This window comes from Reinekea blandensis MED297, assembly GCF_000153185.1.
In the GTDB taxonomy this organism is placed as follows: Bacteria; Pseudomonadota; Gammaproteobacteria; order Pseudomonadales; family Natronospirillaceae; genus Reinekea; species Reinekea blandensis.
The window spans coordinates 613,452-629,279 of sequence record NZ_CH724150.1; the positions used below are offsets into that span (position 1 = coordinate 613,452).

At 52.2% G+C, this 15,828-nt stretch carries 12 protein-coding genes and 1 tRNA gene; 1 reads left to right on the plus strand and 12 read right to left on the minus strand.

Annotated features, from left to right (window positions below; all coding sequences use genetic code 11):
* Position 1: 1 nt before the first annotated feature.
* The 7 genes from pheS to MED297_RS08235 all read right to left on the minus strand — a co-directional run bounded on the left by pheS (position 2) and on the right by MED297_RS08235 (position 7,556).
* A complete protein-coding gene (gene pheS, locus MED297_RS08205) occupies positions 2-1,018 on the minus strand; it encodes a phenylalanine--tRNA ligase subunit alpha (RefSeq protein WP_008043979.1) in 1,017 nt (338 codons plus the stop codon).
* Positions 1,019-1,108: 90 nt separating this feature from the next.
* The gene (pyrI, locus tag MED297_RS08210) at positions 1,109-1,567 is read right to left on the minus strand and encodes an aspartate carbamoyltransferase regulatory subunit (protein ID WP_008043980.1); all 459 of its coding nucleotides are present in this window, start codon (positions 1,565-1,567) and stop codon (positions 1,109-1,111) included.
* Positions 1,560-2,498: an aspartate carbamoyltransferase gene (gene pyrB, locus MED297_RS08215; RefSeq protein WP_040556754.1), complete on the minus strand. Its 939-nt coding sequence runs from the start codon at positions 2,496-2,498 to the stop codon at positions 1,560-1,562. Before pyrB ends, pyrI begins: the two co-directional genes overlap by 8 nt.
* A 193-nt stretch (positions 2,499-2,691) precedes the next feature.
* Positions 2,692-2,767 (minus strand) — tRNA-Ala (locus MED297_RS08220).
* Between the two features lie 97 nt (positions 2,768-2,864).
* Positions 2,865-4,361 carry a glutamate--tRNA ligase gene (gltX, locus tag MED297_RS08225; protein ID WP_008043982.1) on the minus strand — a complete coding sequence of 499 codons (1,497 nt, stop codon included), beginning with the start codon at positions 4,359-4,361 and terminating at the stop codon, positions 2,865-2,867.
* A gap of 101 nt (positions 4,362-4,462) precedes the next feature.
* Positions 4,463-5,917: a glyceraldehyde-3-phosphate dehydrogenase gene (locus MED297_RS08230; RefSeq protein ID WP_008043983.1), complete on the minus strand. Its 1,455-nt coding sequence runs from the start codon at positions 5,915-5,917 to the stop codon at positions 4,463-4,465.
* A gap of 199 nt (positions 5,918-6,116) precedes the next feature.
* Positions 6,117-7,556: a glycoside hydrolase family 13 protein gene (locus MED297_RS08235; protein ID WP_008043984.1), complete on the minus strand. Its 1,440-nt coding sequence runs from the start codon at positions 7,554-7,556 to the stop codon at positions 6,117-6,119.
* 177 nt (positions 7,557-7,733) lie between these two features.
* Here MED297_RS08235 and MED297_RS08240 point away from each other — a divergent pair, with 177 nt between their 5' ends.
* A complete protein-coding gene (locus MED297_RS08240) occupies positions 7,734-8,651 on the plus strand; it encodes a DegV family protein (protein WP_008043985.1) in 918 nt (305 codons plus the stop codon).
* Here MED297_RS08240 and MED297_RS08245 read toward each other — a convergent pair.
* The 5 genes from MED297_RS08245 to purF all read right to left on the minus strand — a co-directional run bounded on the left by MED297_RS08245 (position 8,633) and on the right by purF (position 15,826).
* Entirely contained in the window at positions 8,633-10,252 is a 1,620-nt protein-coding gene (locus tag MED297_RS08245) for a GGDEF domain-containing response regulator (RefSeq protein WP_008043986.1), read from the minus strand. The genes MED297_RS08240 and MED297_RS08245 overlap by 19 nt on opposite strands.
* A gap of 48 nt (positions 10,253-10,300) precedes the next feature.
* Positions 10,301-12,301: a transglutaminase TgpA family protein gene (locus MED297_RS08250; RefSeq protein WP_008043988.1), complete on the minus strand. Its 2,001-nt coding sequence runs from the start codon at positions 12,299-12,301 to the stop codon at positions 10,301-10,303.
* On the minus strand, positions 12,294-13,262 hold the full coding sequence (locus tag MED297_RS08255) for a DUF58 domain-containing protein (RefSeq protein WP_008043989.1): 969 nt from the start codon (positions 13,260-13,262) through the stop codon (positions 12,294-12,296). Before MED297_RS08255 ends, MED297_RS08250 begins: the two co-directional genes overlap by 8 nt.
* Before the next feature lie 2 nt (positions 13,263-13,264).
* Positions 13,265-14,191: an AAA family ATPase gene (locus MED297_RS08260; protein ID WP_008043990.1), complete on the minus strand. Its 927-nt coding sequence runs from the start codon at positions 14,189-14,191 to the stop codon at positions 13,265-13,267.
* Between the two features lie 117 nt (positions 14,192-14,308).
* Entirely contained in the window at positions 14,309-15,826 is a 1,518-nt protein-coding gene (purF, locus tag MED297_RS08265; protein WP_008043991.1) for an amidophosphoribosyltransferase, read from the minus strand.
* Positions 15,827-15,828 lie beyond the last annotated feature (2 nt).

A 15,828-nucleotide genomic window follows, 5' to 3' on the forward strand; every position in this document is an offset into this window, starting at 1 on the left:
CTTAATTGAATTGACTCAGGAATTTCAGATCGTTCTCGAAGAACAGGCGCAGATCGTTGACGCCATAACGGAGCATCGCCATACGCTCGACCCCCATACCAAAGGCAAAGCCCTGGTATTTCTCCGGATCGACACCGGACGCTTTCAGAACATTCGGGTGCACCATGCCGCAACCGAGCACTTCGAGCCAGCCAGTGTGGCTGCAAACACGGCAGCCTTCACCGCTGCACATGACACATTCGATATCCACCTCGGCACTGGGTTCAGTGAACGGGAAGTAGGATGGTCGGAAACGGACCGGCAGTTCTTTTTCGAAGAAGACCCGCAGAAACTCTTCGAGGGTGCCTTTTAAGTCGGCAAAACTGACTTTTTCATCGATCATCAACCCTTCCATCTGGTGGAACATCGGGCTGTGCGTTAAGTCGGAATCGCAGCGATAAACGCGACCTGGGCAGACAATGCGGATCGGTGGTTCCGAGTTTTCCATGGTTCGGACCTGAACGGGAGACGTGTGCGTCCGAAGCAGGGTTTTGGCATCGAAATAAAAGGTATCGTGCATCGCCCGTGCCGGGTGATGCGATGGAATATTCAGGGCTTCGAAGTTGTGATAATCGTCTTCGATTTCCGGTCCGGTGGCGATGTCGTACCCGATGTTGGTAAAGAAGCCTTCCATCCGACGCAGTGTCATGGTCACCGGATGCAGACCACCGGCGGCTTTACGACGTCCGGGTGCCGTCACATCGATGGTTTCCGCCGCCAGCTTTTCGGCCAGGGCATTTTCTTCGAGGTAGCCTTTACGAGCCTGGATGGCTTCTGCCACCGCTTCTTTGACTTCGTTAATGCGGGCACCCGCGGCGGGACGTTCTTCCGGCGACAACTGACCAAGTGACTTCAGCTGAGCGGTGATATCACCCTTCTTTCCCAGATATTTGACTCGAATTTCGTCCAGCGCCTGCGCATTGGTTGCGTCATTTACAGCTGCCAGCGCGTCTTCATGCAGCTTGTTCAGGGTATCCATGTACCGTCAAAACTCCCGTCAATCGGTAGACCTAAAAGGCGTTCACTATAAGGAAGGAACAGAAATAAGCAACTGATCTAACAGCATTTCCTACCCGTTTCGGGTAAACAGACTGTCGGTAAAGCTGCGTTCGCAAAAATGGCAGGTCAACTGGATTGGCCGGACCTGTTCTCGCACATAAAACCGGGTAGCAACCGGCTCTGTGTGAGAAATGCAATTGCTGTTCGGGCAATCAAAAATGCCGGTAAACTCCGCCGGTAAACCAATCGGGAACTTCTTCCTGACCTGGTAATCTTCGATGATGTTCACGGTCGCATTCGGCGCGTACAGGGCCATTTCGGCAGCATCGAACTCGCTGAACAGCCAGCCTTCCACTTTAATAATGTCTTTGGTGCCATTGCCTCCGGATCTCAGATTGAGCCCGACAGTCACCCGTGCCTGGGAATTGCGCACCTGAATACGGGACAAAATGTTCAATCCCTGCCCTGCTGGGATGTGATCAATCACGGTGCCATTTTCAATGGCTTCTACGGCCATGGTCTCACGCATACTCAAGCTCCTCGATAACCTCATTCATGACCAATGACATCAGAGCCTCACGCGCATACACGCCATTTTCGGCCTGGGTAAAGTAATAGGCATGACGGGTTCGATCGACATCCGGGTGAATTTCATCCACCCGCGGCAGTGGATGCAGCACTTTCATGTCTGGCTTGGCTGAACTCAACATGTCGGCCGTTAATACGTAGCGAGAGGCAATGTGCATGTACTCGGTCGGATCAAAGCGCTCTTTCTGCACCCGGGTCATATAAAGTACATCGACTTTCTCAACGACCTCTTCCAGCGACGACACGTACTCGAACGTCACGCCCTGCGCCACCAGGCCGTCTTCTATGTAACCGGGCATTTTCAGGACATCGGGGGCGACAAAGTAAAAGGTCGGATTAAAGTGACACATGGCCTGCGCCAAAGAGTGCACGGTGCGGCCGTATTTCAGATCGCCGACAAAGGCAATTGAAAGATTATCGAGCGTTCCCTGACATTCAAAGATGGTAAACAGATCCAGCAGTGTCTGGGACGGATGCTGGTTGGCACCGTCACCGCCGTTAATCACCGGGACATCAGCAACCTCGGCGGCCAACCGGGCCGCGCCCTCGCGCGGATGGCGCATGATTATGGCATCGGCATAGGAAGAAATCATGTGAATGCTGTCGGTCAGGGTCTCGCCTTTTTTAGTCGACGTATTGGCCCCGTCTGAAAAACCGATCAATGAGCCACCCAAGCGCTGAACTGCGGTTTCAAATGAGAGTCGAGTGCGGGTGGAGGCTTCGAAGAAGCAGCTGGCGATGACTTTTTGCTGAAGATAGGGACCGGGCCCCTGTTTTTTGAAGATAGACGCTAACTTCACGATCAGTTCCAGGTCAGTCTTACTCAGATCTGAAATGGAAACGATATCCTTCCGATAGAGGGGGTTGGTCATACAGAGGCCCATGACGAATTTGCGGCATTATACAGAACGGAAGGTCCGGGCGGCTAGATGTAAGCGACAAGCTGTTAGCTGTTAGCTGTTAGCTGTTAGCTGTTAGCTGTTAGCTGTTAGCTGTTAGCTGTTAGCTCAATGATAAAAACCCAGAAACGAAAAAAGCCACTCGAACGAGTGGCTTTTTAAAATTTGGTGGAGCTAAGCGGGATCGAACCGCTGACCTCCTGCATGCCATGCAGGCGCTCTCCCAGCTGAGCTATAGCCCCTAAACAGGTGAGGCGTATAGTAAAGACGCCTCACTGCCCTGTCAACGCTTTTTATCAGTTTTTTTTCAGCGAATTCAATAAGTTAGCTAACTTTTAATCAATCCAGGAACTGAGCGAAGCTTTTGTACTCTTTCTCGAGCGATTTCAGCTTCTTCTTGCCCAGGCCACCGAGCACATTAATCGCATAGCGGATGCGGCCACGGGTGATATCCGGACCGAGAATAGCCATGGCATCCATTACCGACACCGATGCGGTACTACCGGTTATGGCAATAAACAACGGGGCGTTGATGTCTTTGAACTTCAGTTCTTTGAAGTCGGCAATGGCTTTGATATCCGCAAAGATATTGTCTTTCTCCCAGTGGCGCTGTGTTTCCAGCTTCCACAGAATCAACTGAAGCACCTGTTTAAGCTCTTCGGTTTCCAACTTCACCGAGGCAAAACTGTCCTCGGTAATGGCCAAGGTACCCTGGAAGAAGAACGCGAGCAGCGGCGCAATATCGCCTAAGGTTTCAGCGCGCGTCTGAGCCAACGGCATCAACTGAGTGGCGAACTCAGCATTGAACTTCCAATCAACCAGCCGCTGCAACAGTTGCTCCGGCGTGTGATGTTCGCGCAGGTATTTGCCGTTGAGCCAGTTCAGTTTTTCCTGATCGAAGACCGGGCCACCCAGAGAAATTCGTTCTACTGAAAACTTTGCTTTCATCTGCTCCAGGCTGAATACTTCTTCACCGTCTGGCATGGTCCATCCCATCATGCCGAGGAAGTTCAATAAGGCTTCCGGCAAAATGCCCAGTTCACGATAGTAGGTGACGCTGGTCGGGTTCTTTCGCTTGCTGAGCTTGGACTTGTCGGCATTACGCAGCAGTGGCAAATGCACGTAGGTTGGCACGTCCCAGCCGAAATACTGATACAGGGCAATCTGTTTTGGTGTCGAGGAGATCCACTCTTCGCCGCGCATGATGTGGCTGATTTCCATCAGATGATCATCCACCACACTGGCCAGGTGGTAGGTTGGCAAACCATCGGACTTCATCAACACCTGCATGTCGATTTGTTTCCAATCGATTTCGACGGTGTCGCGAAGCTCGTCATGAATGGTACAAACCCCTTCCTGAGGCACTTTCATGCGGACCACATGCTCTTCGCCGGCGGCGATGCGCTTGGCGACATCGGACGGGTCCAGGTGCATACAGTGACCGTCATAACCGATGTCTTCACCAGCGGCACGCTGCTGCTCACGCACTTCATCTAACCGTTCAGCCGTACAGAAGCAGTGAAATGCATGACCCTGATCGATCAACTGTTGGGCATATTTCTGATAAATATCGCGACGCTCAGACTGACGGTAGGGCCCATGCGGACCACCCACGTCCGGGCCTTCGACCCAGTTCAGCCCCAGCCATCGCAGACTGTCGAGAATTGCCTGTTCCGATTCAGCCGTTGAACGGGCCTGGTCGGTATCTTCGATGCGCAGAATGAACTCGCCACCCTGACTTTCAGCAAACACCTTGTTAAACAGTGCTATGTAGGCGGTGCCGACGTGCGGGTCGCCTGTCGGGGACGGGGCGATACGAGTGCGAATCTTGCTCATGGGTCTCTCTCAGTCAGGAAGTTCGAAAGCAGGCGATTATAGCCACGACGGAGGTCTGTTAACAGACCTCCTTGAGAGAGTTTCGGGACGCAATTTCAGCGTTATCGAGGATAAACGGTGTAGCTGACACCGGCCATTTGATGAATGAGTCGTACGACCTGTGCGCTGTAACCGGCTTCGTTGTCGTACCACAGGTAGAGAATGGCGCGTTTACCCTGAACGATGGTTGCACCGCTGTCGACAATCGCCGTTTTGCGGTTGCCAACGAAGTCGCTCGAGACCGCTTCCGGTGAATTGGTAAAGTCAATCTGCTTTGCCAACGATGAATACAACGACTGTTCACGCAAGAAGTCATTCAATGCATCCACGTCGGTTTCGGCACCAAGGTTCAGGTTCAAAATCGCCATCGATACATTCGGTGTCGGCACCCGAATCGCGTTGCCCGTAAGTTTACCGGCCAACTCCGGCAGAGCTTTGGCGACGGCTTTTGCGGCACCGGTTTCGGTAATCACCATGTTCAATGCAGCGGATCGACCGCGACGCTCACCGGCATGGTAGTTATCAATCAGATTCTGATCGTTGGTGTAGGAGTGAACGGTTTCGACATGCCCGCTTTCGATGCCAAACTGGTCATTCAATACCTTCAACACCGGCGTGATAGCGTTGGTGGTACAGGACGCGGCAGATACAATCCGATCTTCGTCGGTCAACTCCATTTGATTCACGCCGTAAACGATGTTTTTCAACTCACCCTTGCCCGGAGCCGTCAACAGCACTTTGCCCGCGCCTTTCGCTTCCAGATGCTGAGATAAACCTTTTTCGTCGCGCCAGATGCCGGTGTTGTCGACAATCAGGGCATTCTCAATGCCATAGGCGGTGTAATCGATGTCGGAAGGTGACGCGGCATAGATCACCTGAATGGACGTGCCATTGGCGATGATAGCCTGGTTCGCTTCATCGACCTGAATGGTGCCTTCAAAACTGCCATGGACTGAATCACGACGCAGCAGACTGGCCCGTTTGACCAGATCATTTTTCGCTTTACCAGGACGCACCACGATGGCGCGCAAACGCAGGCCAGAGCCCGAAGACTTTTCAATCAGGATGCGCGCGAGCAAGCGACCGATACGTCCAAAGCCGTACAACACAACATCTTGCGGTGATCGTTCGTAAGGTCGATTAATATCGTAGCCGTCAACCAGATCGGCCAACTCGTCACGCAGGTAATGTTCTAATACCGTCCCGACGGGTTGGGCTCGGTATTTCAGCGCGAGCTTACCAATGTCGATATGGCCGGCGCCGAGATTTAAGGTCTGCAGCGTTTTCAGAACGGCATGGGTATCGGTCACCGAGAGCTCATGCCCTTCAATCTGTTTTACAAACCGATGTGACTTCAATAACCCAACGGTGGATTGGTTAATGATCTGCCGTCCGAAAATGGATGTGATGACATCATTATTGCGGTACAAATGCCCGATCATCGGAATCATCGACTCCGCCAAAGCTTCCTTTTGTTGCCACTGCGAGAGCGTCTCAGCCACCATCGTTTTGTTCATGCGCTTGCCTTTGTGTGTTGTCTTTGAGCGCGCGATGCTAGTGAACTGGCGGGCTGCAAACCAGTCGCTTTGTCAGCAATTTTCAGTCAAACAAGGTTGATAAACGAGGCGACCATCTGTTTTGTATTTTTATTACCACAAATTCATCACCCACATTGATAAACCTTGCTGCTATCCAACTCTTCACATTCAAATGAAACTAACTTACGAAAACTTCTGTCGCATTTTTTTTCAGTTGAATGTCATCCTTTAGTCGGTGTTTGCTCTTTTCAGCCGTCTCAGACAGTGCAAACAGATTGTTCAGATGCTCCGGAACCGACACCGTTGCTTCTTGCCCTCGATTTATAAAGGCGACGAGTCGTCCTTTGGATGACACTCGTTCCAGTAGCAGGACGTCGTTGGTCAACGCGGTCAACGTGACCTCGGCATCGGTATGGAAAAACTCTGACTGCCGGATTTTTGCCATCGCCTTGAACGTCTCACCTATGGCCGGCTTCCATTGGTCTGGGTCATCCCAGGGATAGGCGCCACGACAATCCGGATCATTACCGCCGCTCATGCCGATTTCTGTTCCGTAGTAGAGACAAGGAGCGCCGGGCATCAATAACAAAAACGACAATGCTAATCCGACAGCGGCTTCATTCTCCTGAACCAACCACATAGCCCGTGGCGTATCATGACTGTCGATCAGGTTCAGTTGTACCGCGTTAATGTCGCGGTGGTACCAACCTTGAACGGTGTCAATCCGGGTACAGAAGTCTTCGGCATCCAGCGCGGCAATGTCGTACTCGTTCTGCTGGTAACCCTCTCTTATGGTCGATGCGCCGAAGTAACTCAGTGCTGCAGTGCCCATGGGGTAATTCATGACAGCATCGAACTGATCACCCTGCAGCCATCGCTCAGCCTGACCCCAGATTTCGCCGCAAATATAGGCATCCGGGTTCAATCCTTTCACCCGACGACGAAATTCCTGCCAGAACGTATCATCGTCAATGTCACCCGGGACATCGAGGCGCCAGCCATCGATACCAAAACGAATCCACTGTTCGGCAACGGAAAACAGATACTCACGCACGCCAGGATTGTCAGTGTTGAACTTTGGCAAGGCTGGCAAGTCCCACCAGGCCCGGTAATTGAGTGCTTCGTCAGAGTCTTTCGGGTAGGGATTTAATGGAAAGTCCTCGATATGAAACCAATCGAGATACGGCGACTCCGGACCGTTTTCGAGTATGTGATGAAACGCCCAAAAGCCACGGGAGGCGTGGTTAAACACACCATCGAGCATCACTTTCATGCCTCGCCGATGCGCCTCATCCAACAGAAAGCGCAACGCCTCATCGCCACCCAGTAACGGGTCGACCTGTCGATAGTCAAAGGTATGATAGCGATGATTCGATGCGGAACTGAATATCGGGTTCAGATACAACGCCGTCACACCCAGCGCTTGAATGTCGTCCAAATGTTCAGCAACTCCGTAGAGATCGCCTCCTTGAAACCCTTGTTCAGCTGGATCCGCCCCCCAGTCTTTAAAGGTGATCCCCGCCGGCGGCTGATGCTGCTTGCCGCGAGCAAATCGATCCGGGAATACCTGATAAAATACTGCGGATTTAACCCAATCGGGCGTGTTTATCGCTGTCATTCTGCCTCCGTTTGATCGATTCCAATGAAACAAACCGCATTCGTTTGGTTATTAAAAGCGATTGTCATGCCACATTACGCTATAGTGCAAAAAGTTGCTTATCATACTAAGCTGTTCAAAATTACAATAACCAACTTAAACCATCATTACGAGACTGCCTGAGGGAGCCATTCAAGGATGACAACGCTCATTGTGGATTCAGCCTGTGATCTGCCAAAACCACTGCTTGAAAAACTGAACATCCGCTTATTACCTGCCACCATCATCTACGATCAGAAATCAATGCAGGACTTCCGTGAAACGGAGCAAACTATCCAGCTCTATCGCAAAGATGTGTTTAACAAGAACACCGACAGTGAATCGGCCCCCACGTCGACCAACGATATTGTGCGCATACTCGAATCGGCCGTCGCAGCGGGCGACACGGACATTCTGATCCAAACCGTCAATCGGGTACGCAGCCCAACTTACGAAAACGCCGTGGAAGCGATTTCGATCATCCAGAAACGCCATGCCGATAAAACCATCGGTTTGCGGGTACAGGACAGTCGAACGATTTTTACCGGTCAGGCGGTTCTGGCGGCACATACGGCAGCGCTGATTAAAAAAGATATCGTCGGTACTCGCCTGCGACGGACCATCGATAACCTGAGTTCGAAAGTACACGCTTATCAGGTTCCGAAGGACGTGTACTACCTTCGCGAGCGAGCTCGAAAGAAAGGCGATAACAGTGTCAGTTGGTTTGGAGCTGTGATTGGGCGAGCTCTGAATGTTTGCCCGATTGTCCTGGCTTTGGATGATCAGACCTTTCCGGTGACCAAAGTCCGCCAGTTTTCAAAAGCGGCTGAGCTCCTGTTTCAACATACCATCAACAAGGTGAATGATGGGTTGCTGTCCCCGTTTGTTGCGGTCAGCTACGCCGGAGACCCGTCTGATCTGCAATCCCTTCCTGGTTTTAATGACCTGAGAACGGCCGTCAAACAGCGCAAATATCAGCTCATCGTCTCGCCGATGTCACTGTCTGGTGGCGTTAATCTGGGGCCGGGTACGCTGTCCGTCGCTTTTGCAACCGAACCTTACGAGTGGTCGGACTGATCCGACCCACAGACGGCATTACGGCCCTGCTTCTTAGCAAGATACAGGGCTTCATCGGCCCGTTGCGCTAGCGATGACGCATCATCATCGGGCTTCGCTTGTGCCACCCCACAACTGAAGGTCACCTGAATGGCAAGATCACCCCGACGGTGCTCTACCTGAGCGAAGCCTTCTCTTACTTCGTCGAGCAGTCTGCAAGCCGTTGCTTCATCGGTATCCGGCAAGACGATGGCAAACTCTTCACCGCCGTATCGACCGATGGTGTCCGTGACCCGAAACCGTTGACTTAAAAACAGCGCTAACGCATGAATAATGCGATCGCCCATACCATGTCCGTAGGTATCGTTCACGCTCTTAAATCGGTCGATATCCAGCATGGCAAAAGACACTAGCCGACCTTCGGCTTCGGACGACTCGATTGCCCGGTTCAATGCCTCGAGACTGTGATTGTGATCGACCAGCCCCGTCAGGCCATCGCGAATCACCTGCTCATGCAGACCGCGATACCGACGGCAGCGATTCATCACAGTCGATATCAATACTTCTTTCGGCACCGGCTTGGTCAGGAAGTCATCCCCGCCCTGGCTGACGGCATCGAGTTGCTTTTCAACGTCGGACTCCGCAGACAGATAAAGAATTGGAATCGCATCGTATCGGGGCTGCTGCCTGATCACCCTAGCCAGTTCGGGGCCGGTACAACCCGGCATATACATGTCCATCAGAATGGCATCCGGCTGGAAAGAGTCGATGACTTCTAAAACCTTTAACGGCTCGAGGACAGTACGGGTGAAAAGACCTGCATGATTCAGGACTTTCTCGGCGTAAAACGCCTGTGATTTGGAATCATCCACCACCAGCACCCGATAAGGCTGTTCATTGCGCATGGCGTAGATGCCCATCAGGTGCTCGACCAGACGCCCAAAATCAAGGTTGTGATCAAAAAATGCGATGCCATTGGCTCGGACCACTGACAGTCGCTGTTCTATCGTTGGTGTTTCTTCACTGTAGAAAATGGCCGGAATGGTGGCGCGCATGTTCTGCTGCAGACGGGAAATCAGATCGATTCCATTACCGTCAAACTCTGTATCGACGACAATCGCCGCCGGCAGTCGGTACAAGATGGATTGCTGCAACGCATCAGCAGTCGGATAATGACTGCTTGGAATTCCGAAATGATGCAGCTGTTCACTGATCGTATCGGCCATGTCTGTGTTTTTAAAACACAGATAAACCGGTTTCCGTCCTGAAGATATCTGCTGCAGAGGTAAGTCATCGTTCGAGCGCGAACAGGTGTCCGCGATGTCGCTGATGCACTGATTCAATCGTTCCAGTACGGCTGACGTTGGCGCTCGATTACGGTCCGACTCGCCTAACATGGTCACCAGCTCTTCAGATGACTCGGCAAGCTGGTCGAATTGATACCGGGAGGCCAACTTGTTCAGTTTTCCGGCAGACTGCAGAAACTCCTGATACCAGTGTTCGTTCCAGTGAACTTCCTGCAACGCTCCCCAACTGTTGACAATGCTACGCGCCTGCTCGTGGACGCGACGCCCAAAATGTTGTTTTAGCTTTTCAAGTTGTAGTTTTTTTTCTTCGGACACGTGAATGCGCTACCTGATAATTGTCTTACAGCTTGGGATGACCGACCTTCAGACAAGTGATGAATCTTGCTTCCTCTCTTGCTGCAGAGTTTGCCATAAATGACGCAGTTCGTATCGGTCCAGATCAGTTTCAGGGTCATAAATACACTGTTCAATCTGTTGCAATAACGGCCCCAATGCCTGGTGGTGCGGATACTGACCGGCTAAACGCTGCGCATACTGATGCAAAGTTTCACCCTGCCCCCGACCGCCATAAAGACGCTCGATCTTGTTCAATGACCGATAGGGCTCTTTTTGAACTTTGGGAATGGGTATCAGCCCCAGCCAGAGTCCGAAGGCAAGACTTAATCCCCCCATCACAGACAGCAAGGCTAACACGGCTTTCAGCGGCGAAAATTCCCCAAAGGCCGATGTAAACCAGCCGATGGCCTGATTATTATCATAGTCCAACACCAGTACCTGCCATTGATAATTGAGGTTGTCCCAGTACATGATCATCTGGTTCACCAATGTCGCTCTACCGAGCCGGGCTCCCACCGATAGCTCTTCAGGCTGCGAACCCATAAACAGTTCGTCGAGATTCATTTCAATTCGATTCGGTGATACCACAGCGGTGGGATCTACGCGATGCCATTCACTGTCGATCCAAACCTCCACCCAGGCATGGGCTTCACGCTGACGAACCTGAATGTAGTCGCCACCGGGTACGTAAGTGCCGCCGAGGTAACCGCCGACAATACGGGACGGTATCCCCACGGCTCGCAGCATAAAGGCCATAGCACTGGCATAATGCTCACAAAAACCGCGTCGCTCGCCCAACCAGAAGGCTTCGATACTGTCTTCGCCCCGATAAAGTGGCGGACGCAGCGTGTAGTAAAAATCCTGTTCCCGGATTTCAGTCAACAGCCGTTCGACAAATGCCCAATCCGACCCCGCTTCTTGATAACGTTCGTTCGCCCAGGCTCTTAAGGCCTCATTCCCCGTTTGAGGTAAGGCAAGATCCAGACGCTGAGCCCCGGTCTCTTCAGACCAACTCACCCGATCACTACTGACGGCCTGATATCGATAAACGTTATTGATCGGGCGGATCTGAGCAGCCCTGGCATCAGGCAGAATACGACGATCAGCGCCATCAATCTGAACCGGCCAATCCAGGAAATACATCCAGCGCTGGCCCGACTTTTCCTGTATGACGGTATAGTCATAGCGTGAGCCTTCAGCAACCGGCAGGTCGATATTACGGGGCCAGGCAAACGGATTGCGAGCGGTATAACGAGCACGCCAGGTTTCGCCATCGAACACACTCATCGTGTTGCCCCGCCAGTACCATTGATCCCTTGGCGGCCGTTCACCGTTAAAACTCACTCGGAACGCCGGCTCGTTCGACTGCGCCAACTCAGCAACGGAACCGGGACGCATCTCATCAGACATGCCAGTCTGAGCACCTCTTTCGTCATTTGGGATGTTCCATAACGGAGGCAATCGTGGGAAAAACAGATAGCCGGCAACCATGATCGGTACGGCTCCAATCATCAACACTGTCGATTGTTTCAGCGCATAGCGCAGTCGAAAATGACCTTCTGAGGTCACCGCCTGCAGTGCCAACAAGTTGCTCAGTACCAAAAACACCAGCAGCAGTGCCCCGAGTGGGTCAAACCGATACAACAGATAAACCCCGCTCAGAAAAAAACCGAGATACACCTGAAAAATACCGTCACGCCGACGCAGAACCTCCAGACTTTTCAAAAGGTACCCGAGCAAGCAAAACGCCACGGCAGTATCCAGCGAATATCGACTGAAGCCGGAAGCGACGATTCCAGCTATCCCGGCCACGATCATCGATAACACCAGCCAAACCGGTGGTTTCTTGAGTTGACCGTGAATCACCCGCCAACGCCAAAACACCGCAAAGACAAACACCAATACAAACCAGTTCGGCATGTACGGTACAAAGACAAGAAACATGAAAAACTGGGCAACCAGCAACGTGCGAATGGCGGCCTGGGACAGCACCCGACGATATGGCGGAATATATTCAGACTCAGTCATAACCAAACTCAGCTAATTGCCTGCGCACACGCATGAGATGGTCTTCCCCTTTACCGACAGGAATCTCAGCATTTGGTAATACGACGCCAAAGGGCCGTCCCTGCTCAACGAACTTTTGACAGTACCAGGCGATCGCCGCCAATCGAGAATCCGTTGACAGTCCGGGGAACTGCTCCCAATCGATGGTTTCATCAGTGGCCTGGTAGTCGGTAAACGACTTCACCAATAACTGGTCTCTGGAAAAACCCGGCCAGTGTAGACGACGGATCGGATCCCCCGGTTGGTATGTGCGCAATCCATGAAAGTCTTCGCTGCCTTCTTTATAAAAGTGATCGTTCAGCGTCGACTCATCCTCATCCCCGGAGGCTGATACCGCTTGACGATCCTGTCGAACCGCCTTTGGATAGGCCCACCCCTTCACATTGATGCTTACGTAACTCCAGGCCACTATCAGCCCAAAAGGATAGCGAGACTCAATGCGGAATCGGGGTGGCATCACCGGCCCGCGCTGTTCTGCTGGTACCGGTATGGTGACCACCTGTTCATGTTCATGCAAATCAACTGCTATCGCGCCCCAGACCGGATGAATGCACTCCAGTACACCTCGGGATCGGGCTTGCGTAGAGGACAGCGCCAAGGTCAGTTCAGACACATCACCCACTTCCACCAAGGTTCCGGATTGCGCGGTCAACGTCAATCCACTCAGATTCCGATAGGTTAAATGCACAGCCATCCAGAGCATGGCCATGAGCCAAAATGCGAGTGCATAGTTCAAGGCACTCTCGAAATTGATGGCCAACAGCAGCACAAGTACGGCAATAATCAACAGAACCAACCCCTGACGAGTTGGCACAATAAAAATACGTGACTGATTCAGGGTGATGTCATTCTGCTGAGGCAGACGTTTTTCAACCCACTGATCCAGGTTCTTACGAACCCGTTTACGAAACCGGCCAATCACAATCAGGGCATCCGCAGCACATCAACAGTGTCCAGGATCTGTCGTACCAGGGTATCGGCACTCAATGACCGGTGTGCTTTAATCCGGTGTGCAGCAACGGGCGCAAACACCTCCTGAACATCATCTGGTGTGACGTAATCCCGGCCAGAGGTCAGCGCATAGGCACGTGCCGCATTCGCCAGGGACTGAGACGCACGGGGAGACAAGCCAAGCGCACATACGGATGAGTCCCGGGTCTTTTGCACCAGACGCATAATGTAATCCAATATGGCATCACTGATGCTGACATCCTTCAGTGCCAAGCGGAACTCAGACAACTGATCTGGCTTGACCAAGGGTGAGAGCTGATCCAGATTGATTCGCCCGACATGCCCGAGCAACAACTGCTTTTCAATGGCTTCTTCGGGGTAACCCAAACTGATGCGCATAAAAAAGCGATCCAGTTGGCTTTCCGGTAACGGATAGGTCCCTGATTGGGACTGAGGGTTCTGGGTAGCAATGACAAAAAACGGTTGCGGCAGTTTCAGGGCATCACCATCGACAGACACCTGCCCTTCTTCCATCGCTTCTAACAGTGCGGATTGCGCTTTTGGGGTTGCACGGTTCAGTTCATCAGCCAGTAACAACTGGGTAAAGACGGGTCCCTGATGAAACCGAAACGCCTGTTTTTCACGATCAAAAATCTGAGCCCCGATCACATCTGACGGCAACAGGTCGGCCGTAAACTGGATGCGCTGGTACTCCAGCCCCATCAGTCGCCCAAGCCCTTGGGCCAACGTGGTTTTGCCGACACCAGGTAAGTCTTCAAGCAGGACATGCCCGCCACACAGCAAGGACACCCAGATCAGACGTATCTGCTCCGGCTTTCCCGCCACCACTTGAGAAGCCTGCTCCAGTAACCGATCCGTCAAGGTAGATAAATGCGACATTGAACCCTCTGATTGACAACAAAAAAGGCCTATCTGCGGAACAGATACGCCTTTTAACTTTATAGCAGATCGACCAGCCGATTACAGAGTCTTTTCAGTTTGCTGAACCGTGACTAATCAGGCTTCGTCGTTATGCAAATCAACCAAGGAGGAGTCGGCCGTGGCCGTTTTCTGCTTGGAATCGTCATTCCGGCGAGCTTCCAACGCATCCAGATAGGCCTGATCGACGTCTCCGGTTATGTAACAGCCATCAAAAACCGAACAGTCGAAATCGTGTACATCCGACTTTTTCGTCTGTGTTGCACGTTTGAGATCGTCCAGATCCTGATATACCAGCCAATCAGCACCGATGGATTCGCAAATCTGCTCGGTTGTCCGACCATGTGCAATCAGCTCTTTGGCCGCAGGCATGTCAATGCCATACACGTTCGGATACTTCACCTCAGGTGCTGCCGAGGCAAAATACACCTTGTTGGCGCCGGCATCGCGGGCCATCTCGATAATCTCGTTACATGTCGTGCCCCGTACAATGGAGTCATCAACCAGCAAAACGTTTTTACCTTTAAACTCCAGACTGATGGCATTCAACTTTTGACGGACTGACTTCTTCCGCTGGGTCTGACCGGGCATGATGAACGTACGACCGATATACCGGTTCTTCATAAACCCTTCCCGGAAGTTCACTCCCAGTCGGTTCGCCAGTTGCAGGGCTGACGTACGGCTGGTGTCCGGAATCGGGATTACGACATCAATATCGTGATCGGGCCGTAACGCCAGAATCTTATCCGCCAGCGCATCACCCATCCGTAATCTTGCTTTGTAAACAGAAATACCGTCAATAATCGAGTCAGGACGGGCAAAATAGACATACTCAAACATGCACGGCGTTTTGCCGGTCTCTTCTGCGCACTGTTGAATGTGCAGTTCGCCTTGCGCGTCTATATAAACGGCTTCGCCGGGTGCAACATCGTCGATCATGTCAAAACCGATCACATCCAGCGCCACACTCTCCGAGGCGACCATGTACTCAGTAGCACCATTCGCAGCAGTCCGTTTGCCATAGACCAGCGGGCGAATGCCATTGGGATCACGAAACGCCACCATGCCTAAGCCACTGATCATCGCCACGACACCGTAAGCGCCTCGACAACGACGGTGAACACCCCGTACCGCTGCAAACATATCTTCGGCCTTAGGTTTCAGCTTACCCAACATCTGCAACTCGTGTGCAAAGACATTGAGTAACACCTCGGAGTCTGAAGTGGTGTTCACATGACGTAAATCGGACTGAAAAACCGCTCGGTTTAACTCTTCTGAGTTGGTCAGATTACCGTTGTGCGCCAACACAATGCCGTAAGGCGAGTTAACATAAAACGGCTGGCTTTCTGCCGTGCTGCTGGTACCGGCTGTCGGGTATCGCACATGACCGATACCGATGTTGCCAACCAGCGACTGCATGTGGCGCTGATGAAAAACATCTCGCACCAGCCCATTGCTTTTTCGCAGATAAAATTTGCCATCCTGCTCGGTCACAATACCCGCGGCGTCCTGACCGCGATGCTGCAATACTGTTAATGCGTCGTACAACAACTGATTGACCGGGGCCTGTCCGGTAATACCGACAACACCACACATAG